This is a genomic window from Streptomyces sp. NPDC003327 (assembly GCF_053589515.1).
On sequence record NZ_JBSFSA010000008.1, the window covers coordinates 64,482 to 85,080 of the forward strand.

17 protein-coding genes are annotated in these 20,599 nt (G+C 72.4%); 7 read left to right on the forward strand and 10 right to left on the reverse strand.

Going from position 1 to position 20,599, the window contains the following annotated elements; translation table 11 throughout:
• Positions 1–29 precede the first annotated feature (29 nt).
• Together ACWDVG_RS09845 and ACWDVG_RS09850 are read right to left on the reverse strand one after the other, a co-directional pair.
• The gene (locus ACWDVG_RS09845) at positions 30–1,397 is read right to left on the reverse strand and encodes a serine hydroxymethyltransferase (RefSeq protein WP_451697922.1); all 1,368 of its coding nucleotides are present in this window, start codon (positions 1,395–1,397) and stop codon (positions 30–32) included.
• A gap of 136 nt (positions 1,398–1,533) precedes the next feature.
• Positions 1,534–2,355, reverse strand: coding sequence for a TauD/TfdA family dioxygenase (locus tag ACWDVG_RS09850; protein WP_451697924.1), 822 nt, complete (start codon positions 2,353–2,355; stop codon positions 1,534–1,536).
• Positions 2,356–2,720: 365 nt separating this feature from the next.
• Between ACWDVG_RS09850 and ACWDVG_RS09855 the strand changes: the two genes are divergently transcribed.
• A complete protein-coding gene (locus ACWDVG_RS09855) occupies positions 2,721–3,593 on the forward strand; it encodes a 4'-phosphopantetheinyl transferase family protein (protein ID WP_451697926.1) in 873 nt (290 codons plus the stop codon).
• Here the strand turns inward: ACWDVG_RS09855 and ACWDVG_RS09860 are convergent.
• The 3 genes from ACWDVG_RS09860 to ACWDVG_RS09870 all read right to left on the reverse strand — a co-directional run bounded on the left by ACWDVG_RS09860 (position 3,553) and on the right by ACWDVG_RS09870 (position 5,553).
• Positions 3,553–3,765, reverse strand: a complete 213-nt coding sequence (locus ACWDVG_RS09860) for an MbtH family protein (RefSeq protein WP_451697927.1) — start codon at positions 3,763–3,765, stop codon at positions 3,553–3,555. The two genes, ACWDVG_RS09855 and ACWDVG_RS09860, sit on opposite strands and share 41 nt — an antisense overlap.
• Complete coding sequence (locus ACWDVG_RS09865; protein WP_451697929.1) at positions 3,762–4,394, reverse strand: LuxR C-terminal-related transcriptional regulator; 633 nt, start codon at positions 4,392–4,394, stop codon at positions 3,762–3,764. The genes ACWDVG_RS09860 and ACWDVG_RS09865 overlap by 4 nt, the downstream gene beginning before the upstream one ends.
• 163 nt (positions 4,395–4,557) lie before the next feature.
• Complete coding sequence (locus ACWDVG_RS09870) at positions 4,558–5,553, reverse strand: helix-turn-helix transcriptional regulator (RefSeq protein WP_451697931.1); 996 nt, start codon at positions 5,551–5,553, stop codon at positions 4,558–4,560.
• A gap of 152 nt (positions 5,554–5,705) precedes the next feature.
• Between ACWDVG_RS09870 and ACWDVG_RS09875 the strand changes: the two genes are divergently transcribed.
• The 3 genes from ACWDVG_RS09875 to ACWDVG_RS09885 all read left to right on the forward strand — a co-directional run bounded on the left by ACWDVG_RS09875 (position 5,706) and on the right by ACWDVG_RS09885 (position 7,466).
• Entirely contained in the window at positions 5,706–6,044 is a 339-nt protein-coding gene (locus tag ACWDVG_RS09875; RefSeq protein ID WP_451697933.1) for a hypothetical protein, read from the forward strand.
• Between the two features lie 162 nt (positions 6,045–6,206).
• Positions 6,207–6,356 carry a hypothetical protein gene (locus ACWDVG_RS09880; RefSeq protein ID WP_451697934.1) on the forward strand — a complete coding sequence of 50 codons (150 nt, stop codon included), beginning with the start codon at positions 6,207–6,209 and terminating at the stop codon, positions 6,354–6,356.
• A gap of 240 nt (positions 6,357–6,596) precedes the next feature.
• A complete protein-coding gene (locus tag ACWDVG_RS09885) occupies positions 6,597–7,466 on the forward strand; it encodes an HAD family hydrolase (protein WP_451697935.1) in 870 nt (289 codons plus the stop codon).
• Positions 7,467–7,524: 58 nt separating this feature from the next.
• Here ACWDVG_RS09885 and ACWDVG_RS09890 read toward each other — a convergent pair whose 3' ends face one another.
• The 4 genes from ACWDVG_RS09890 to ACWDVG_RS09905 are packed head-to-tail and all read right to left on the reverse strand — an operon-like array spanning position 7,525 to position 15,497.
• Positions 7,525–9,291: a sensor histidine kinase gene (locus ACWDVG_RS09890; RefSeq protein WP_451697936.1), complete on the reverse strand. Its 1,767-nt coding sequence runs from the start codon at positions 9,289–9,291 to the stop codon at positions 7,525–7,527.
• A gap of 20 nt (positions 9,292–9,311) precedes the next feature.
• On the reverse strand, positions 9,312–12,929 hold the full coding sequence (cydD, locus tag ACWDVG_RS09895; protein ID WP_451697938.1) for a thiol reductant ABC exporter subunit CydD: 3,618 nt from the start codon (positions 12,927–12,929) through the stop codon (positions 9,312–9,314).
• Between the two features lie 40 nt (positions 12,930–12,969).
• Entirely contained in the window at positions 12,970–13,971 is a 1,002-nt protein-coding gene (cydB, locus tag ACWDVG_RS09900; protein ID WP_451697940.1) for a cytochrome d ubiquinol oxidase subunit II, read from the reverse strand.
• Positions 13,972–13,988: 17 nt separating this feature from the next.
• Positions 13,989–15,497 (reverse strand): cytochrome ubiquinol oxidase subunit I, encoded by a 1,509-nt coding sequence (locus ACWDVG_RS09905; RefSeq protein WP_451697942.1) that lies wholly within the window; start codon positions 15,495–15,497, stop codon positions 13,989–13,991.
• A 203-nt stretch (positions 15,498–15,700) separates the two neighbouring features.
• Here ACWDVG_RS09905 and ACWDVG_RS09910 point away from each other — a divergent pair, with 203 nt between their 5' ends.
• Positions 15,701–16,078, forward strand: a complete 378-nt coding sequence (locus ACWDVG_RS09910; protein ID WP_451697943.1) for a cyclophilin-like fold protein — start codon at positions 15,701–15,703, stop codon at positions 16,076–16,078.
• 75 nt (positions 16,079–16,153) lie between these two features.
• Here the strand turns inward: ACWDVG_RS09910 and hisC are convergent, their stop codons facing one another.
• The gene (hisC, locus tag ACWDVG_RS09915) at positions 16,154–17,260 is read right to left on the reverse strand and encodes a histidinol-phosphate transaminase (RefSeq protein ID WP_451697945.1); all 1,107 of its coding nucleotides are present in this window, start codon (positions 17,258–17,260) and stop codon (positions 16,154–16,156) included.
• 395 nt (positions 17,261–17,655) lie between these two features.
• Here hisC and ACWDVG_RS09920 point away from each other — a divergent pair, with 395 nt between their 5' ends.
• The gene (locus tag ACWDVG_RS09920) at positions 17,656–18,762 is read left to right on the forward strand and encodes a LacI family DNA-binding transcriptional regulator (RefSeq protein ID WP_451697947.1); all 1,107 of its coding nucleotides are present in this window, start codon (positions 17,656–17,658) and stop codon (positions 18,760–18,762) included.
• Positions 18,763–19,023: 261 nt separating this feature from the next.
• Positions 19,024–20,358 carry a metallophosphoesterase gene (locus ACWDVG_RS09925; RefSeq protein WP_451697949.1) on the forward strand — a complete coding sequence of 445 codons (1,335 nt, stop codon included), beginning with the start codon at positions 19,024–19,026 and terminating at the stop codon, positions 20,356–20,358.
• Positions 20,359–20,599 lie beyond the last annotated feature (241 nt).

Consider the following 20,599-nt stretch of genomic DNA (forward strand, 5'->3'; position numbering starts at 1 on the left):
CGGGTCGGCGGGACCGGGCGCCGGTGGGCCTAGTAACCGGCGACGGGCCGGCGGTGGCAGAGGGCGCGGACCCGTTCCTGGACGCGGACCCGGAGGGCGGCGTCGAGGGCGTACGTCTTCTCCGAGGTGTTCTCGGTGGCGGTCAGGACCTCGATGACCAGGTCCGCGACCTCGGCGACGTCGGCGGTGTCGAAGCCGCGGGCCGCCATGCTGTTGCTGCCGAAGCGCACGCCCGACGTCACCATCGCGGAGTGGGCGTCGCCGACGATCCGGTTCTTGTTCACGAGGATGCCGCAGCTCTCCAGCGCCTTCTCGGCGTTGACGCCGGTGACGCCGAACGAGGTCAGCACGTCCGCGACCACGATGTGGTTGTCGGTGCCGCCCGAGATGACCCGGACGCCCCGGTCGACGAGCTGCTCGGCGAGCGCCGCCGACAGGGACCGCACCCGCTGGATCGTCTCGGCGAAGGCCGGGGTGGTCGCCGCGCCGAGGGCGTACGCCTTGGCGGCGATGCTGTTGACCACGGGGGCGCCCTGGATCAGCGGGAACAGCCCGCTCTGCAGGGTCTGCTGGAGCGTGCGGCCGGTGGGGAGCACGAGGTCGGCCGAGTCGCCGAGCAGGATGAGACCGCCGCGCGGGCCGTAGAGCTGCTTGTGGGTGCAGGTGGTCACGACGTGGGCGTGGGGCAGCGGCGAGGGGTGCAGACCGGCCACCACCAGACCGGCGATGTGGGTGATGTCGGCGAGCAGGTACGCGCCCACCTCGTCGGCGATCGCGCGGAACGCGGCCCAGTCGAGCGTACGGGGGTAGGCGGTGGTCCCGGCGACGATCAGGCGCGGCCGGTGCTCCAGGGCCTGCGCCCGCACCTCCGCGTAGTCGATGAGCCCGTCGGCGCCGAGGCCGTAGCTGTGCGCCTGGAAGATCCGGCCCGAGATGTTGACCTTGGCGCCGTGGCTGAGGTGGCCGCCCGCGTCCAGGTCGAGGCCCAGGATCGGGTCGCCCGGCTTCAGCAGCGCGTTCATGACCACCTGGTTGGCGGTGCTCGCCGAGTGGGGCTGGACGTTGGCGTAGCGGGCGCCGAAGGCCTGCTTGGCGCGCTCGACCGCGAGCCGCTCGACCTTGTCGACGTTCACGCAGCCGGCGTGGAAGCGTCGGCCCGGGTACCCCTCGGCCGTGACGTTGGCGAAGAAGCTCCCCTCGGCGAGCAGGGCCGCCGGGCTCACCGGGCTGCACGAGGCGACCAGGGCCAGGGTCTCCCGCTGCCGGTGGAGCTCCTCGTCGAGGAGCCCGTACAGGGCGGGGTCCCCGAGCTCCATGGCGTGCAGGGCGTTCTCGTAGAAGGCCGACAGGGGGGCGGTCGGGCCGGTCAGCGTGGGCAGATCCACGGCATGGGTCATGGGGCCGAATCCAAACTGTGAGGGCGGCGGTCGTCGGCCAGGGGCGACGGGCGGGCGTCGACGGGGACGGGCGCCGAGGGGGACGTCGACGGGTGAGCGGTGGGGGGAAGGGGATCGGAGGAGGCGCGGCGGACGATCAGAAGTTCGGCGTCGAGAGCATCGCCGCGACCTTGCGGTCCGGGTCCTCGAAGCCGCGCCGCCCGTGCATCACGCGCTTGTTGTCGATCATGACGATGTCGCCGGACTCCCACGGGAGGTCGACCCGCACCTCCTCGGTCGCGTCGAGCGCGTCCCACCGGCAGTGCTGCGGGATGGACGACCCGTCCTCGAAGGTCACGATCGCGCCCGAGCCGAGGTAGCTGTTGCACAGCGTGGGCGCGTCCACGTAGGGCGCCCGCGGGACCGCGGAGACGGTCCACCTCCAGTTGAGGTTCCCGGCCTCGTCGAAGTCGTACGCGAAGTCGTCGAAGGTGGCGAACAGCGCCTCCAGCTCCGCCCGGTCGGCCGTGCCGAACACCCGCTCCTGGTGCTCGGGGGCCGTCGGGAACGGAAGCCGCCAGGTCAGCCGCTTCTCGTCGAACAGCGCGCGGGTCTCCGGGGCCAGCCGCTTGTACGCCTCGACGCCGTCGTACACCGTCGTCTCGCCGTCCTCGTCGGCCGGCCGGACGCAGTAGAACCACTGGAGGCCCGGGTGCAGCGGGCAGTAGCTCATCTCGGAGTGCGCCGGAATGGGATTCCGGTGCGCGTCGACGAGGAGGACCGCACCGTCGTCGGAGATCGTCTCGCGATTCGGGTTCTGGTGGAAGAAGAGCTTCGAGGAGAACTTCTGGACGAGCGCGCGGAAATCGTCGGCGGTCGCGCCGAATCCGCGGAACATCAGCGTGCCGTGCTGCTTGAAGAGCTCGGAGATCTCGGCGTGCGGAAGTTCGGCGAGGGGGAGATCCGCGCTCTCGATCACCAGTCCGTGGTGATCGGAAAGGGGAGAGGTTTTGAAAGGGGTTGTCGCCATGAGAATTCCTACGTGAGAGAGAGGCCCGGGGATTCGATCACTTCGGTGACGGTAGACGGGCGTAGAACGGGCGGGCAATATCCGGATCCTGGACTGATCCGGTCAATGAAAGGGCCGCGTCATTCCGTCCATGGCCGCGTCATTCCGGCCGGAGCCGCGTCATTCCGGCCGCGGGCCGATGGGCGCGGTGTCCCCTGAACAGGTGTCACGGCTTTCGGGGGCGTGTGTTCGGGCCGCCGCGGCCCGACCATGGAAGACCGACCGGTACTCGCGTACCGCCCCGTCCCGTCCCGTCAGTGGAAGGCAATGCGGTGATGAACGACCTCCGGCTCGACGCCGTACGCGGCCCACAGGGAGGGCTCGTGCCGCGTGACGCGCCCCCGGCGGTCCCGGCGCTCGGTCCGGCCGACTGCCACATCTGGTGGACCGATCCGGCCACGGTCACCGACGACTGCCTGGCCCTGCTCGACGGGCCGGAACGGGACCGGATCCCGCAGTTGCGCAAGGCGGAGGACCGGCGGCGGTTCGTCGCCGGCCGGGCCCTGCTGCGTACCGCGGCCGCCGGCTACCTCGGCGTCGTACCGCGTGACCTCGACGTGGTGGCCCGCTGCCCCGACTGCTCCCGGAACCACGGCAAGCCCGAACTCCCGGGCACCGGGCTCCAGGTGTCCGTCTCGCACTCGGGCGACCGGGTGGCGGTCGCCGTCACCCGCGCGGGGGCGGTCGGCATCGACGTCGAGGAGATCGGCGCCGCGGTGTCACCCGCCGAGCTGCTGCCCCACGTCCTCGGGCCGTCGGAGCCCCGGACCCCCGCCCACGCCACCCCGAGCGGCTTCCACACGATGTGGACCCGGAAGGAGGCCGTGCTCAAGGCGACGGGACTGGGACTGCGGGTGCCGCTGTCCGAGATCGGGGTGTCCGCCCCGGAGGAGGACCCCCGGGTGCTGTTCCTGGGCGGCCCCGCCGCCAGGCCGGCCGAGGACTTCGTCCTGGCCGACCTGGACGCCGGTGCGGGCCGTGCGGCGGCGGTCGCGGTGATCGGCGGCGGGCCACTGGCCTTCACCGCCTACGCGCGCAGCCACCCCTCGGCCGCGGGGTTCGGCGCGGCCTTCGGTGCGGGGATCGGTACGGGACTCGGAGCGGGGTTCAGCGCGGGGCCGCCGCCGACTCGGACGACCGGGCACTGAGCGGCCGCATGTCCGTCCACACCCGTTCGATGTGGTCGAGGCACTGCTCGCGGTCGCCGCGGAAACCGTCCGGCTCCCAGCCGGCCGGCAGCTCGCGGTCGGCGGGCCAGAGGGAGTACCGCAGTTCGTCGTTGCGGACCACGAGATGGGTGCCGATGCCTTCGGACGTCATGTCTCCACCTGCTGTCGTTGTCGGGATTCGCCGTGCGCGGAGTGGGTGCGCGGGGCGGTCAGGGCGGCGCGGACCAGCTGCGCCTTGTTGTGCGCGCCGAGCTTGGAGCGGATGCGCTTCACGTACGTGTCGACCGTGTGCTGACTGATGCCGATCCGCCGGGCGGCCTGGTCGTGGGTGCAGCCCTCGACCAGGTGCCGGAGCACCTCCCGCTCCCGCGGGGAGAGCGTGGCCACCCCCTGCCGGGCGCCGCTCCCGGCACCGGCCGGAGCCGGTCCCCGGCCCGCCGCCCGCCGGATGGCGTCGACCAGCAGCAGGGGCGCGTCGTCGAAGGGGTGCGTCTCGCCCGGCCGGCCCGAGGCGGTGCCCCGGTCGGCGATCGGGTCCGTGGTCCGTTCCGTGGTCAGGAGGACCGTACGGGCCGGGGGCACTCCGGCCGTCCCGCGCGGCGGCTCGGGCAGCTCGTCGAGCAGCCCCAGGTCGAGGACCAGACAGTCGACCGCGTCGGCCGGCACCGCGAAGGGCGTACCGCTGGCGAACTCGACCTGGATGTCCGCTTCCGCGTCGAGAAGATGCCGGACGCCCAGGAGGGCCAGCTGGTTCCGGACGAAGATCCCGGCACGCACCATGTCGATCCCCCGTCTGCGCTGGTCCCGGTCCGCACCGGCTGTACAGCGCCAATCTCCACGATCGGCGCGACGGCCGGAAGACGACTCCGGTGGCCGATAGGGGCCCTGGACAGAAGGGGACACCGGGCGTGGGCGTCGGGGAGGCGACGCTCCGCCGGACGGGTCAGCGGTTGTCCGGAATCCAGCCGTTCTGCACGGCCCGGACGCCCGCCTCGAAGCGGCTGCGCGCGCCGAGCCGGGTCATCAGTTCGGAGGCCAGCCGTCGGGCGGTGCGCGGCGAGACGCCGAGCCGCTTGGCGATGGTCTCGTCGGTGTGCCCCTCGGCCAGCAGGACGACGACCATGGCCTGCTGGTCGGTGAGCCCCTGCTCGTCGGTCCTGCTCTCCTCGTTCAGCGGCCGGGCGCTCTGCCAGACGCTGTCGAACAGCGCGCAGAGCGCGGTCAGCGTGCCCTGGCCGGTCAGCACGACCGCGCCCTCGGCGCTGTTGTCGCTGTCGACGGGGATGACGGCGACCTTGCGGTCGACGACGATCATGCGGGTCGGCAGCGTGGGTACGGTGCGCACCTCGCCGCCCTGCTTGGACAGCCAGCTCACGTACTGGAGGGTGTGCGTGCTGCTGCGGGCGCTGTTGAGGTAGACGGTCCGCATCCGGACACCGCGGTCGAGGAGTTCCTGGTTGAGCGGCTTCGCGGCCTCGATGTGCTCGGGCCGCTGGGGTCCGTCCGGGGCGAAGGTCATGACCTCCTCCCGCGTCTCCCGGGTGAGGGCGGCGAGCCGGTCGCGGATCTGGTCGATTCCGGTCAGCCGCTCGCTGTGCGACTGGCTGTCGGACGGCCGGGCCTCCGCGTACTCCGCGATGAGCCGGGCCGCGGCCGCCCGCGAGTCCTCCAGCCGTTTCTGGTGCGCGGCCAGTTCCGCCTGCTGGCGTGCCATCAGCATCTGCAGGCCGACCTCGGGCGAGACCGGCCACAGCTCGCCCTCCCGGTCGTAGGAGGGCCTCAGCAGGGCGAGTTCGCTCAGGGTGTCGAGCCCGTGGCGGACCTGCTCGGAAGTGAGTCCCAGTCGCTCGGCGAGGTCCGTCACGCCGTCGTGCGGCCGCGCCAGAAGACCGCGGTAAACGGCCTCGGCCATTGGATCGAGACCAAGCGATGTGAGCACGGCACCTTCCCCCCGGAGGTCCATCAGGACGTCACATGATGCCACGCGTGGCCGGAATTCGACAGAAGGGTGGGTGGACTGTAGCGGCCATTGCCGGAATGGGACTTCTGTTGCCCTTCTCCCCCGTTCGCCCTATTGGGAAAATGCGAGGCGTGTATCTCGTTCACACCGAACTCCTCAACAGGAAGGAGGACTTGTGCATCCCTCAGGACCTCGCGCTTCTCCTTCGCGCCTTGGCGCACCCGGACGACGGCGTGGAGCACGTGGTCGTCCACCCCCGGGCCGGCCGCGGGCTGACGGTGGGCGTCTACCTGCTGTCCGAACGCCTCCGTGACGCGGAGGAGACGGCGGCGCGCCTCTGCGGGCGCGCGGTGGCGGGGACCGGTCCGCTGCCGGGCTGGCGGGTCGGCCGCTCCGAGGCGCCCCTGCTGGCTCCGTACGGCCTCGACGGCCTCGGCGACCTCGGCGACCTCGGCGACCTCGTGGACTGAACTCCTGGTCCGCACACTCCGCTCTCCCCTGACGGGGGTCCGTGACCGCTTCGGTCCAGGGCCCGTTCCGTCCACCCGATAACCCTTCCGAAGCCCTTTCGGCACGACGAAGCTCTGTCTCACCGAACGAACAACACACCCCGCTCGAAAGGGATTCACACGGTGCTGCGCTTTCGTCCCCGCCGCTGGGCCGCCGTTCTCCTGACGGCCTTCGCCCTCCTCGTCCCCGCCCTGAGTGGTTCCGTCGACACCCCCGCCACCGCTGCCGCCGTGGTCGCCGACGGCCCCCAGGACGACATGATCTGGGGCTGACCCGGCCTCCTCGCCCCATGGCGTGGACCGGTGGCGCGGACACGGGTACCGGAGGTGCCCGAGCCGACGTGACGGACGGCACCGAAGACACGGGTCCTCGGTGCCGTTCCGCGTGTCGGGACCCGGGCCCCGGAGGCGCCCGGCGAACCCCGTCCCCGGAGGCGCCCGGCGCCGCGAACTTCCGCACTCATATGTGCGGCTCCTCGCACGCCCGTGCGCAAGGTGCGGAAGAATGGAGCGGTGACCTCTTCCCGCTCCCCGCTTCCCTCCACCCCGGCGGCACGACTGATCGCCACCGACCTCGACGGCACCCTCCTGCGCGACGACAAGACCGTCTCCGAGCGCACGGTCGCCGCCCTCGCCGCGGCCGAGCGGGCCGGCATCGAGGTCTTCTTCGTCACCGGCCGCCCGGCCCGCTGGATGGACGTCGTCAGCGACCACGTCCACGGCCACGGCCTGGCGATCTGCGCCAACGGCGCCGCCGTCGTCGACCTCCACTCGGGCGGCACGTTCGTGCGGGTCCGCCCGCTGGAGCGCGCCGTCGCCCTCGACGTCGTACGGGCGCTGCGCGTCGCGGCCCCCGGCACCTCCTTCGCGGTCGAGCTGACCACCGGCATCCACTACGAGCCGCAGTACCCGCCCTTCTTCCTCGACCCCGGCGCCACCGTCGCCACCGCCGAGAAGCTCCTCTTCGAGGAGACCCCGGGCGCAGCGGCCCCCGTCCTCAAGCTGCTCGCCCAGCACCCGGAGCTCGACCCGGACGTCTTCCTGGCGACGGCCCGCGCGGCGGCCGGCGACCTGGCGGCCTTTACCCGGTCCAGCCCGACCGCCCTCATCGAGATCAGCGGGCTCGGCGTCTCCAAGGCCTCGACCCTCGCCCTCTGCTGCGCCGAGCGCGGCATCACCCCGGAGGAGGTCGTGGCGTTCGGCGACATGCCGAACGACATCGAGATGCTCAGCTGGGCCGGCCGCTCGTACGCCATGGGCAACGCCCACGCGGACGTCCTCGCCGCCGCCTCCGGCCACACGGCCGGCAACAACGAGGACGGCGTGGCGGTCGTCATCGAGCGCCTCGTCGCGGAGGCCCGTCCCACCCCCGGCGCCTCCTAGGCCCCTGGCAGCGAGGGCCACCCCCGCACCCTCCCGCCCCGACCGTCGAGGCGGCTCCCTACAGCGGGGCCTCCCACACCACCGTCGTACCGCCGCCGTCCTCGCCGAGGCCCGGGCCGCACCAGCTCGCGCCACCCAGCGACTCCGCGCGCCGGGCGAGGTTGCGCAGACCGCTGCGCCGGCCGCCGTCCGGGAGGCCGATGCCGTCGTCCGCGACCGTGAGCCGGACGCCGGGGGAGCCGTCGGACAGGGTGACGGTGGCGTCCACGACGACCTCGATCCGGCTCGCGGCCGCGTGCCGGAAGGCGTTGGAGAGCGCCTCGCGCAGCGCGGCGATCAGGTTCTTGCCGGTGAGGTCGCCGACCGTCGCGTCGATCGCGCCGAGAAAGCGGTGCGCGGGCGTGAAGCCCAGCGGCACGGCCGCCATGTTGATCTCCCGGAGCACCCGGGTCCGCAGCCCCGAGGGCGCCTCCGCGGGGCCCTGCTGGAGCGCGAAGATCGCCGTACGGATCTCCTGGATGGTCACGTCCAGCTCGTCCACGGCCTTGCCGACGCCCTCCCGCACCGCCGGCACGACCGACCCGCGCTGCGCGCTCTCCAGCATCATCCCGGTCGCGAAGAGCCGCTGGATCACGAGATCGTGCAGGTCACGGGCGATGCGATCGCGGTCCTCGTACACGGCGAGGCGCTCCCGGTCCCGCTGCGCCTCGGCCATCATCAGCGCGAGCGCCGCCTGCGAGGCGAACTGCGTCGCGAGGGTCCGCTCCGTCTCCGTGAACGGCCGGGCCCCGCGCAGCCGGGGCGTCGCGAGCGCGCCGAGCACCCGGCCGCCGCTCTGCAGCGGCAGCACCATGCTCGGTCCGTACGGGGAGGTCAGCCCGCTGATCATGCGCGGGTCCGTGGCCGCGTCCGCGACGAAGACGGCCTCGCCCTCCAGGAGCTGCTCCACCACGGCGCTCTCGGACGGGATCACCACGCCGAGCGACTTCGTGGGCCGGGGCGAGGAGACGGCGACGATCTCCAGACCGCCCTCCCGGGCCGGCAGGAGCACGATCCCGGCGTCCGCGTCGGCGAGCCGGCGCGCCTGCTCGGCCACGACCGTCAGCGCGTCGTCCGCGTCACCGCCCGAGAGCAGCGCGGTGGTCACGGCGACCGAGCCGTCGATCCACCGCTCACGCTGCCGGGCCGCCTCGTACAGGCGCGCGTTGCCGATGGCGATGCCCGCCTCGGTGGCGAGCACCCGGACCATGTGGACGTCGTCGTCGTCGAACCGCTCGCCCCCGCGCTTCTCGGCGAGGTAGAGGTTGCCGAAGATCTCGCCCTGGACGCGGATGGGAACGCCGAGGAAGGTCCGCATCGGCGGATGGCCGGGCGGGAACCCCGCCGCGCGGGGATCGGCGGTCAGATCGGCGAGGCGGATCGTCCGCGGGTCCCTGATGAGGGCGCCGAGCAGCCCGGCGTGGCCGTCCGGGCGGCGCCCGATGCGGTCGGCGACGTCGTCGCCGACGCCGTGGGTGACGAAGGCCGAGAGGCCGTCGCCCTCCTCGTCGACGACGCCGATGGCGGCGTAACGGGCGTCGGCCAGCTCGGCGGCCGTCTCGCAGATGCGGTCGAGGGTGGAGTGGAGTTCCAGGCCGGTGCCGATCGAGCGCATCGCCTCCAGGAGCTGCGGCACACGGGCGGTCAGCTCCGTGGACAGCCCCTGGAGACTGCGGGTGGCCCGCGCGGCGGCGTCCACGGGATCGGGCCGGCCCGCAGGGTCCTGCCCGCTCTCCGGGTCGTACGGGTCGAGCGGTTCCGGGGCGTCCGGCACGGCGGCGGTCATGACCGTGAGCCTAGTAAGTCCTATTTGGCGAGAAAAGTCGGCCCTCCGGAGCCGGGCCCCGCCGCGGCGACGAGCAGATCGGTCGCCCGCTCCTGCTCCAGCATCCGGCGCAGCGGCCCCTCCGCCCCGGCCAGCTCCGCGTACGGACCGCGCTGCACCGTGCGGCCACCGTCCAGGACCAGCACCTCGTCGACGGCGTCGAGGCCGTGCAGCCGGTGCGTGACGAGGACGGTCGTGCGGCCCTCCGTGGCCCGCAGCAGATCGTCGGTGAGCGCGTCGGCGGTGGCCAGGTCCAGGTGCTCGGCCGGCTCGTCGAGGACGAGGACGGGGAAGTCGGCGAGGAGGGCGCGCGCGAGCGCCAGCCGCTGGCGCTGGCCGCCGGAGAGCCGCGACCCGTGCTCGCCCACGAGCGTGTCGAGCCCGGCCGGCAGCCCGTCCACCCAGTCGAGGAGCCGGGCCCGGCGCAGTGCCTCGCGCAGCTCCCCGTCGCCCGCCCCCGGCCTGGCGAGCCGCAGGTTCTCCCGGACGGAGCTGTCGAAGAGGTGCGCGTCCTGCGCGCAGAGGCCCACGAACCGCCGGACCTCGTCACCGTCGAGTTCCCACGCGGGCACCCCGCCGAGCCGGTACGTGCCGTGTTCCACGTCCAGGAAGCGCAGCAGCACCTGCGCGAGCGTCGTCTTGCCGGAGCCGGAGGCGCCGACGACGGCCACCCGGCGCCCCGGCTCCAGGGTCAGCGCGAAGTCGTCGAGCGCCGGGCGCTCCTGGCCCGCGTACCGCGCGGTCACCCCGGACAGCTCCAGCGGGAACGGCCCCGCCGGGGGAGCGGCGGGCGAGCCCGGCTCCCGTACGGGCACGGGGGCGTCCAGCACCTCGAAGACCCGCTCGGCGCTGTGCCGCACCCGCTGGCGGTACTGGACGGCGAGCGGGAGTCCGGTGACCGCCTCGAACGCGGCGAGCGGCGTCAGGACGACCACGGCGAGGGCCACCCCGTCGAGCCGCCCGTCCCGCACGGCCTGGACGCCGACGAACGCGGCGGCCACCACCGTCAGGCCGCACACCAGGGCGGAGAGCCCGGCTCCGAGCGCGGCGGCGGCGGACTGCCGCGACGCGATGCCGGTGAGCGTCCGGTCGGCGGCCGCGGCCCGCTCGATGCGGCTCCGCAGCGCTCCGACGACGGTCAGCTCCGCGCAGCCGCGCAGCAGGTCGGCGACGGCGGTCGCGAGGGCGCCGCGGGCGGGCGCGAGGCGCCGCTCGGCCCGGCGGGCCAGCGCCCCGCTCACGGCCGGCACGGCGACGCCCGCGACCAGCAGGCCGACGGCGAGCACGGCTCCGGCCTCGGGCAGCAGCCAGGCCGTGAACCCGGCGGAGGCCACGCCCACGACGAGCGCGGCGCCCACCGGGAGGAGCCAGCGGAGCCAGTAGTCCTGAAGCGCGTCGACGTCCTGGACGAGCCGGGCGAGCAGGTCGCCGCGCCGGGTGCGGCGCAGTCCGGCCGGGGCGATCCGCTCCAGCCGCCGGTAGACGGAGACCCGCAGGTCGGCGAGCATCCGGAGCACGGCGTCGTGCGAGACGAGCCGCTCGGCGTACCGGAAGACGGCCCGGCCGATGCCGAAGGCGCGCGTGGCGGTGACGGCCATCATCAGGTGGAGCACGGGCGGCTGTTCGGAGGCCCGGGAGATCAGCCAGCCGGAGACGGCCATCAGTCCGACGGCGGACCCCAGGGCGAGGCTGCCGAGCAGCAGCGCGAGCGCCATCCGGCCCCTGAACTCCCCCGCCATCTCCCGCACCCGCCGCAGCCCGGACCGCGCCCCGTCCCCCGCACCGCCCTCCGCGTCCACGGCGCCGGGCGCGGCCGCCGTCTCCCCGGCGTCCCCCACGACAGCCGCCTCGGGCACGGCCGTCACCGTCTCCCCCACGGCCGCCGCGCGCCCGGCCTCGTCCGCCCTGCCCAGCGGCGACGGGGTCTTGGGCGACAGGGTCTTCGGCGACGGGTTCTTCGGCGACAGGCTCACCACCCGGTCCGCGACCGCGAGCAGTGCTGGCCGGTGCACCACGAGCAGCACCGTCCGCCCGGCCGCCAGGCGCCGGACCGCCTCGACGATCCCCGCCTCCGTCTCCCCGTCCAGCGCCGCCGTAGGCTCGTCGAGGAGCAGCAGCGGCCGGTCCGCCAGGAAGGCCCGCGCGAGCGCCAACCGCTGTCTCTGCCCCGCCGAGAGTCCCGCACCGTCCTCGCCGAGCACCGTGTCCAGCCCCTGCGGGAGGCCGTCGACGAAGCCGTCCGCCCCGGCGTCCCGCAGGGCGTCCCGTACCGCCGCGTCGGAGGCGTCGGGGCGGGCGAGCCGCACGTTCTCGGTGATCGTCCCCGCGAACAGGTACGGCCGCTGCGGCACCCAGGCGATCCGGCCCCGCCAGGCCTCCGGGTCCAGCGCGGCCAGGTCGACGCCCCCGACCCGTACGGAACCGCCCTCCTCGGGCACCGCGAAGCCGAGCACGACATCGAGGAGGGTCGACTTCCCGACGCCGCTCGGCCCGACCAGGGCCACCGTCTCGCCCGGTTCCACCGTCAGCGTCGCCGCGTCCAGCGAGGGCTCGGCCCGCCCCTCGTGCCGTACCGTCACCCGGTCCAGTTCCAGCCGTACGGAGTCCGGCACCGCGACCGTGCCCCCGCCGCGCACCGGCTGTTCGAGGACCTCGAAGATCTCCTCCGCCGCCGCGAGCCCCTCGGCCGCCGCGTGGAACTGGGCGCCGACCTGGCGCAGCGGCAGATACGCCTCGGGGGCCAGGATCAGGATGACGAGCCCGACGTAGAGGTCGAGTTCGCCGTGGACGAGCCGCATGCCGATGGTGACGGCGACGAGCGCCACGGAGAGCGTCGCGAGCAGTTCGAGGGCGAAGGAGGAGAGGAAGGCGATCCGCAGCGTCCGCATGGTCGCCCTGCGGTAGTCGGCGGTGATCGCGCGGATCGACTCGGCCTGGGCCTTCGCCCGGCCGAAGACCTTGAGGGTGGGCAGGCCGGTCACCACGTCCAGGAAGTGGCCCGACAGCCGGGAGAGCAGCTTCCACTGCCGGTCCATCCGGGCCTGGGTGTACCAGCCGATGAGGATCATGAAGACCGGGATGAGCGGCAGGGTCACGACGATGATCGCCGCCGAGACCCAGTCCTCGGTGACGATCCGGGCCAGCACCGCGACCGGGACGACCACCGCGAGGCCGAGCTGCGGCAGATAGCGCGCGAAGTAGTCGTCCAGCGCGTCCACGCCCCGCGTCGCGACGGCGATCAGGGACCCCGTCCGCCGGCCGCTCAGCCACGCGGGGCCGAGCGCCGCCGCGTGGTCGAGGAGCCGGCCGCGCAGTTCGGACTTGACCGCCGCGCTCGCCCGGTGGGCCGCCAGCTCGGTCAGCCAGGAGACCAGCGCCCGCGCCGCCGCGACCCCGGCGAGCAGCAGCAGGGGAGTGGTCAGCGCGGAGACCGCCAGCCCCTTCTGGAAGGCACCCACCACGATCTCGGCGATGAGCATGGCCTGGGCGACGACCAGCGCCGCCCCGGCCAGGCCCAGCACCACCACCGCGAGGAGGAAGAGGCGCGTGGCACGGGCGTACCGGAGCAGACGCGGGTCGATCGGTTTCACGTGAAACATGCCCCTCTGTGAGCAGCGGCCCTGGGTGGGAACGGACGTCCTAGTGGGCGTCGGCGATGTGCTGCGTGCCGATGCGCTTGCGGAACACCCAGTAGGTCCAGCTCTGGTAGAGCAGCACCAGCGGGGTCGCGATCGCCGCGCACCAGGTCATGATCTTGAGCGTGTACGGGCTCGACGACGCGTTCGTCACCGTAAGGCTCCATGCGGGGTCGAGCGAGGACGGCATGACGTTCGGGAAGAGCGCGAGGAAGAGCATCGCCACGGCAGCGGCGATCGTGATGCCCGAGAGCGCGAAGGACCAGCCCTCGCGCCCCTTCCGGATCGCTCCGACCGCACCGACCAGCGCCACCACGGCGACCACCATCGCCCCCAGGCTCCAGGCGTCGCCCCGGTCGGCCTGGGTCCAGCCCAGGAAGACGAGCGCGAGCACCGCCGTGACCAGGCCGAGCCCGAACGCGAGCGAGCGGGCCCGCTCCCGGATGTCCCCCACCGTCTTGAGCGCCGCGAAGACCGCGCCGTGGAAGGTGAAGAGGGTGAGCGTGACGAGGCCGCCGAGAAGGGCGTAGGGGTTGAGCAGGTCCCCGAAGGTGCCGACGTACTCCATCTCCGCGTCGATCCTCACCCCGCGGACGATGTTGCCGAAGGCCACGCCCCAGAGGAACGCGGGCACGAGGGAGGTCCAGAAGATGGCCTGCTCCCAGTTGCGCTGCCAGCTCTCCTCGGGTCGCTTCACGCGGTACTCGAAGGCCACGCCCCGGATGATGAGGCAGACGAGGATGAGCAGCAGCGGCAGGTAGAAGCCGGAGAAGAGCGTCGCGTACCACTCGGGGAACGCGGCGAAGGTCGCGCCGCCGGCGGTCAGCAGCCACACCTCGTTGCCGTCCCAGACGGGTCCGATGGTGTTGATGAGGACGCGCTTCTCGGGCCGGTCCCGGGCCAGCAACTTGGTGAGGACGCCGACCCCGAAGTCGAAGCCCTCCAGGAAGAAGTAGCCGATCCACAGGACGGCGATGAGTACGAACCAGACGTCGTGGAGTTCCATGCCTCGTCTCCTCGGCCTCAGTACGAGAAGGCCATGGGCCGGTCGGGGTCACGGGTGTCCCCGCCGATCGTGGTGGGCGGGTTGAGGTCGTCCTCGGTGAGCTCGGGCGGCCCCGCCTTGACGTACTTGACGAGGAGCCTGACCTCGATCACGGCGAGGACGGCGTAGAGGAGGGTGAAGACGATCATCGAGGTGAGCACTTCGGCCTGGGAGACACCGGGGGAGACCGCGTCCCTGGTGCGGAGCACGCCGTAGACGACCCAGGGCTGGCGGCCCATCTCGGTGAAGATCCAGCCCCAGGAGTTGGCGATCAGCGGGAAGAGCATGGTCCAGAGGGCGACGATCCAGTACCACCGCGTGAACTTCGGGCTGAGCGCCTTGCTCCTGAAGAGGACCAGGTGCGGCACCTCGTCCTCACCGGTCCGCATGCCCGGGGCCAGCAGGAACTTCTTGCGGGTCAGCCAGAGCCCGACGACGCCGATGGCCAGCGAGGCCATGCCGAAGCCGATCATCCAGCGGAAGCCCCAGTAGGCGACGGGGATGTTGGGCCGGTAGTCGCCCGGTCCGAACTTCTCCTGCTCGGCCTCGTTGATGTCGTTGATTCCGGGGACGAACGAGTCGAAGTCGTTGTGCGCGAGGAACGACAGCAGGCCGGGGATCTCGATGGCGACCTTGTTGTGGCCCTCGTCGACGTCGCCGTACGCGAAGACGGAGAAGGGCGCGGGCGCCTCGCCGTCCCAGAGGGCCTCGGCGGCGGCCATCTTCATGGGCTGCTGCTCGAACATGACCTTGCCGAGCAGGTCACCGCTGACGGCGGTGCCGAGTCCGGCGATGATCATGGTGACCAGGCCGAGGCGGAGCGAGGTGCGCATCACGGGGACGTGCCTCTTGCGCGCCAGGTGGAAGGCGGAGATGCCGACCATGAACGCGCCGCCGACCAGGAAGGCCGCGGTCATCGTGTGGAAGAACTGCGTGAGGGCCGTGTTCTGCGTGAGGACGGCCCAGAAGTCGGTGAGCTCCGCGCGGCCGCGCTCCTCGTTGATGCGGTAGCCGACCGGGTGCTGCATCCAGGAGTTGGCCGCGAGGATGAAGTACGCGGAGAGGATGGTGCCGATCGACACCATCCAGATGCAGGCGAGGTGGATCTTCTGCGGCAGCTTGTCCCAGCCGAAGATCCACAGGCCGATGAAGGTCGACTCGAAGAAGAAGGCGATGAGTGCCTCGAAGGCGAGCGGGGCCCCGAAGATGTCGCCGACGAAGCGGGAGTAGTCGGACCAGTTCATGCCGAACTGGAACTCCTGCACGATGCCGGTGACGACACCCATGGCGATGTTGATCAGGAAGAGCTTGCCCCAGAACTTCGTCGCCCTGAGGTACTTCTCCTTCCCGGACCGGACCCAGGCGGTCTGCAGCCCTGCCGTGAGGGCGGCGAGGGAGATCGTCAGGGGGACGAAGAGAAAGTGGTAGACGGTGGTGATGCCGAACTGCCAGCGCGCCAGAGTCTCTGGCGCAAGAGCGAGGTCCACGTCGTCTTCTCCTTACGTCGCCGTGGTCACATCGGCGGTTTGTCCCGCTCATCCCGCCCATTTCGGGAGGAACGAGACTCGCTTGTGAACGCGTTCACATTCACAAGCATTATGGCTCATACGAAATCCGTACTGGAAGTCGGGGCCCCTGTACCGCAGGTCACTCTTTCCCGAGACCTTCAACATATTGTTGAATCCGGGCCATGACCCTTCGGATACGCATCTCCTGGCCGGCCGGCCACACCACGGCCACCCTTGAGGAGACCCCCACGAGCAGCGCGCTCGTGAGGGCCCTCCCGCTCTCCTCCACCGCCCGCACCTGGGGCGAGGAGGTCTACTTCGACACGCCCGTCTCCGTCGCCGTCGAGGAGGGGGCGCGGCAGGTCGTCGACCCGGGCACCGTGGCCTTCTGGACGGAGGGCGACGCACTGGCCCTCCCCTACGGCCCCACGCCGATCTCCCGGGACGACGAGTGCCGGCTCGCGAGCCCGTGCAACCTGCTCGGCTCGCTCGACGGCGACCCGCGGATCCTGGCCGCCGTCAGGGACGGCGACCCGATCCGGGTGGAACTGATCCGCTAGGCCGTTTCTTTCGGATCAGGCCGGATCAGCGAGGTGCCGGGCGTCGGGAGCCCGGCAAGATCCGGAAGAGACGGCCTAAGCCCCCTCGCGGAAGCCCTCCGCCGCCTTGAGGAACAGGTCGTTCGCCTCGGTCTCACCGATCGTGACGCGCACGCCCTCCCCCGCGAACGGCCGCACCACCACGCCGTGCCGCTCGCACTCCGCCGCGAACTCCGTCGTCCGCTCCCCGAGCCGCAGCCAGACGAAGTTGGCCTGGGTGTCCGGCACGGTCCACCCCTGGGCCACGAGCCCCGCGTGGACCCGGGAGCGCTCGGCGACCAGCGAGCCGACCCGCCCGAGCAGCTCGTCCTCGGCGCGCAGCGAGGCCACCGCCGCGTCCTGCGCCAGCTGGCTCACGCCGAACGGCACGGCCGTCTTGCGCAGCGCGGCCGCCACCGGCTCGTGGGCGACGGCGAAACCGACCCGCAGCCCCGCCAGGCCGTACGCCTTGGAGAAGGTCCGCAGCACCGCCACGTTCGGCCGGTCGCGGTAGAGCTCGATGCCGTCCGGGACGTCGGTGTCACGGACGAACTCGCGGTACGCCTCGTCGAGCACGACCAGGACGTCGGAGGGCACCCGGTCGAGGAACCGCTCCAGCTCGGCCCGGCGCACGGCGGTGCCCGTGGGGTTGTTCGGGTTGCAGACGAAGATCAGCCTGGTCCGGTCGGTGATCGCCTCGGCCATCGCGTCGAGGTCGTGCACCTCGCCGTCGGTCAGCGGCACCTGCACCGAGGTGGCCCCGCTGATCTGCGTGATGATCGGGTACGCCTCGAAGGAGCGCCAGGCGTAGATGACCTCGTCGCCAGGACCCGAGGTCGACTGGATCAGCGACTGGGCGATGCCGACCGAGCCGGTGCCGGTGGCGATGTGGGAGACGGGCACGCCGAAGCGGTCGGCGAGCTCCTGCGTCAGCGCGGTGCAGGCCATGTCCGGGTAACGGTTGAAGCTCGCGGCGGCGCCCACCGTGCTCTCCAGGACGCCCGGCAGCGGCGGGTAGGGGTTCTCGTTGGAGGACAGCTTGTAGGCCACCGGTCCGTCGGCGGCGGCCGGCTTGCCCGGCTTGTAGGTGGGGATGCCGTCCAGCTCGGCGCGCAGCTTCGGGCTGCCGGTGCTCTTCCCGCTGGTCCCGCTGGTCTCGCTCACAGTGTGGCCTCCTCGACCGTCCGTCCGTACCGCCAATACTCCTCACCTTATGAGGATTCGCGGCCGCTGCGAATGGGCTGTGGACAACAGGAGGGACACGCTGTGGAAAAGGCCGCACCACCGGCACGGGGCGGGGGGAGCGTGCGGATGGGTGGCGCGCGCCGGTGGCGAGCGCCGTGGCGCGCATCCCCCGTAGAGGTGAGTTGAGACCTCTTCGAGACCTCGCCCCCTCGCCAGGTCGACACCGTTCGACAGCCCAAGGTCGTATGCCAAAAGCGTGAACTACCTTTGATTTCGCGGTCATTGACCCGCCACGACCGTGCAGAAACGTGCCTGTCAACGCAGTCATATGCGACCGGCCCAACCGCCCCCCGTCGCCCTACTATCGGCTCGCCATGACAGCAGCAGGGAAGCACCAGGTGAGCCGGGCACAGACCCGGGGAAGCCGGCAGGGCCGGGCAGGCATCCGGGACGTGGCCGCCGCCGCCGGGGTCTCCATCACGACTGTCTCCGACGCGCTCAACGGCAAGGGCCGACTCCCGGACGCCACCCGCCGCCACGTCCGCGAGGTCGCAGACCGGCTGGGCTACCGCCCTTCCGCAGCGGCCCGCACGCTCCGTACCGGCAAGTCGGGACTCATCGGCCTGACCGTGACCACGTACGGGGATGAACCTTTCACCTTCACCGAATTCGCGTACTTCGCGGAGATGGCCAGAGCCGCCACATCGGCCGCACTCGCCCGGGGCTACGCCCTGGTCATCCTCCCCGCCACCTCCCGCCATGACGTCTGGTCGAACGTCGCCCTCGACGGCACCGTCGTCATCGACCCCTCCGACCACGACCCGGTCGTGACCGAGCTCGTCCGCCAGGGCCTCCCCGTCGTCTCCGACGGTCGCCCCGCCGGCACCCTCCCCGTCACCGCCTGGGTCGACAACGACCACGAAGCCGCCGTCCTCGACCTGCTCGACCACCTCGCCGACGCCGGGGCCCGCCGCATCGGCCTCCTCACCGGCACCACCACCGACACCTACACGCGCCTGTCGACCACCGCGTACCTCAACTGGTGCGAACGCGTCGGCCAGGACCCCGTCTACGAGGCCTACCCGGCGCACGATCCGTGCGCGGGCGCCGTCGCGGCCGACCGGCTGCTCGCCCGCCCGGACCGACCGGACGCCGTCTACGGCCTCTTCGACCCCAACGGCACCGACCTCCTCGCGGCGGCCCGTCGCTACGGCCTGCGCGTCCCCGACGACCTGCTGCTCGTGTGCTGCAGCGAGTCGACCGTCTACGCCACGACCGAACCGCCCATCACGACCCTCTCGCTCAAGCCGCGCCGCATCGGCACGGCCGTCGTCCAGCTCCTCATCGACGCCATCGAGGGGATCGAGACCGACGGACCGGTCGAGCGGGTGATACCGACCGAGCTCATCGTCCGTACGTCCTCGCAGCGCCGCTCCCCGCGCACGACCGTCAGCCCGCCGCGCTCTCCCTCGAACGACTGACATCCACCGGCCGCCGGCCGTCCCCGCTCCTGCCCGTGGGCGGGGACGCCGAAACCGCGTCCTCCACCGGCTTCAACCCTGGACCGGACCTTCCCAATTCGGGCGAAACAACCGGTGAACCCGGAGTGGACCCGGATTCACCACCCCTGGTGCGTCACACAGGCGGACCCTCATTCCTATGATGGGCGCACGACACCGCGGACCACCCCGACCAGACAGGTCCGCGATGTGCAGGGCATCGCGACGGTGGTGGAGGGGTCGATGACTCAGGGGGCCGGGCAGGAGCCCGTGGTGCGCACGGCGACATTGCGTGACTTCCGTGTACCGCCGTACGCCCGCGTGCCCGTGCAGGGCCACGCCGAAGCGCCGGCAGCGGAGCCGCCCTCCGCCGTCCCGCCGACGGCGCAGGAGCCGCCCCGGGCCCCCGCGCCGCTCCCCGACACGCCGACGCCCGCGCAGCCGCCGGCCCCGCCTCAGCCCCCCACCGCCGCGCCGGTCACCGCTCCCCAGGCCGCCCCCGCGCCGGTCCCCACCGCCGCGCCGACCCTCCACCTCGGCCGCATGGCGCCCCCCGCCGCGTACCCCGACCCGGCCGGCGCGTCCTCCATCGTCGCCGTCGCCACCGGACACCCCGGCAACGCCTTCCCCGAGGGCGAGGTGCCCGACGGCTACACCCCGACCGAGCGCGACCTGCCCGTCATCAACCGCGGCGACACGGTCCAGGTCCACGTCGCCCCGGCCCCCGTCGCGGCGCCCGCGGGCGCCCCGGGCGACGGCCCCGGCCCGCTGTACGTGGTCGGCGACGTCCACGGCTACCTCGACGAGCTGGTGGCCGCCCTCCACGAGCAGGGCCTCATCGACGCGAGCGGCCGCTGGTCCGCGGGCAACGCCCGCCTGTGGTTCCTCGGCGACTTCACCGACCGCGGCCCCGACGGCATCGGCGTCATCGACCTCGTCATGCGGCTCTCCGCCGAGGCCGCCGCCGCCGGCGGCTACTGCAAGGCCCTCATGGGCAACCACGAACTGCTGCTCATCGGCGCCAAGCGCTTCGGTGACACGCCCGTGAACTCCGGCGCGGGCACCGCCACCTTCCAGGCCGCCTGGCTCCTCAACGGCGGCCAGAAGCACGACATGGACCGGCTCCAGGACGTCCACCTCCAGTGGATGTCCCGGCTCGACGCCGTGGTCCGCGAGGACGACCACCTCCTGCTGCACTCCGACACCACCGCGTACCTGGAGTACGGCGAGACCATCGAGGACGTCAACGACACGGTCCACGAGATTCTCACCCGGAACGACGCGGACGAGGTCTGGGACCTCTTCCGGAAGTTCACCAAGCGCTTCGCGTTCCGGGACGAGGGCGGCCCCCAGGCGGTCCAGGAACTCCTCGGCACCTACGGCGGACGCCGGATCGTGCACGGCCACAGCCCTATCCCGTACCTCCTCGGCCAGGTCGGCGGCGAGGACGGCGAGGGCGACTCGGGTCCGCTCGTCGAGGGTCCGCACGTGTACGCGGACGGGCTCGCCATCGCGATGGACGGCGGCGTCACCATGGCCGGAAAGCTGCTGGTCGTCCAACTCCCCCTGGCGGACTGAGTGATCGACCCGCTCGACTGACCGACCGCTCGACTGACCGACCGCTCGACCGACCGACCGGATGACCGGCCGACTGACCGGATGACCGGGCACGGGACGCATCACCCTCCGCATCCGGGAAAGTCGATTTCCGGAAACTCCCTGTCAGCGCCCGCCGTCACCGCAATACCATCGGAGCATCCGTAGCAGGCTCTCCTCCGTTTCCGCCCGCCACGCCGTCTCCACGGCCTGTCCGGGCCCC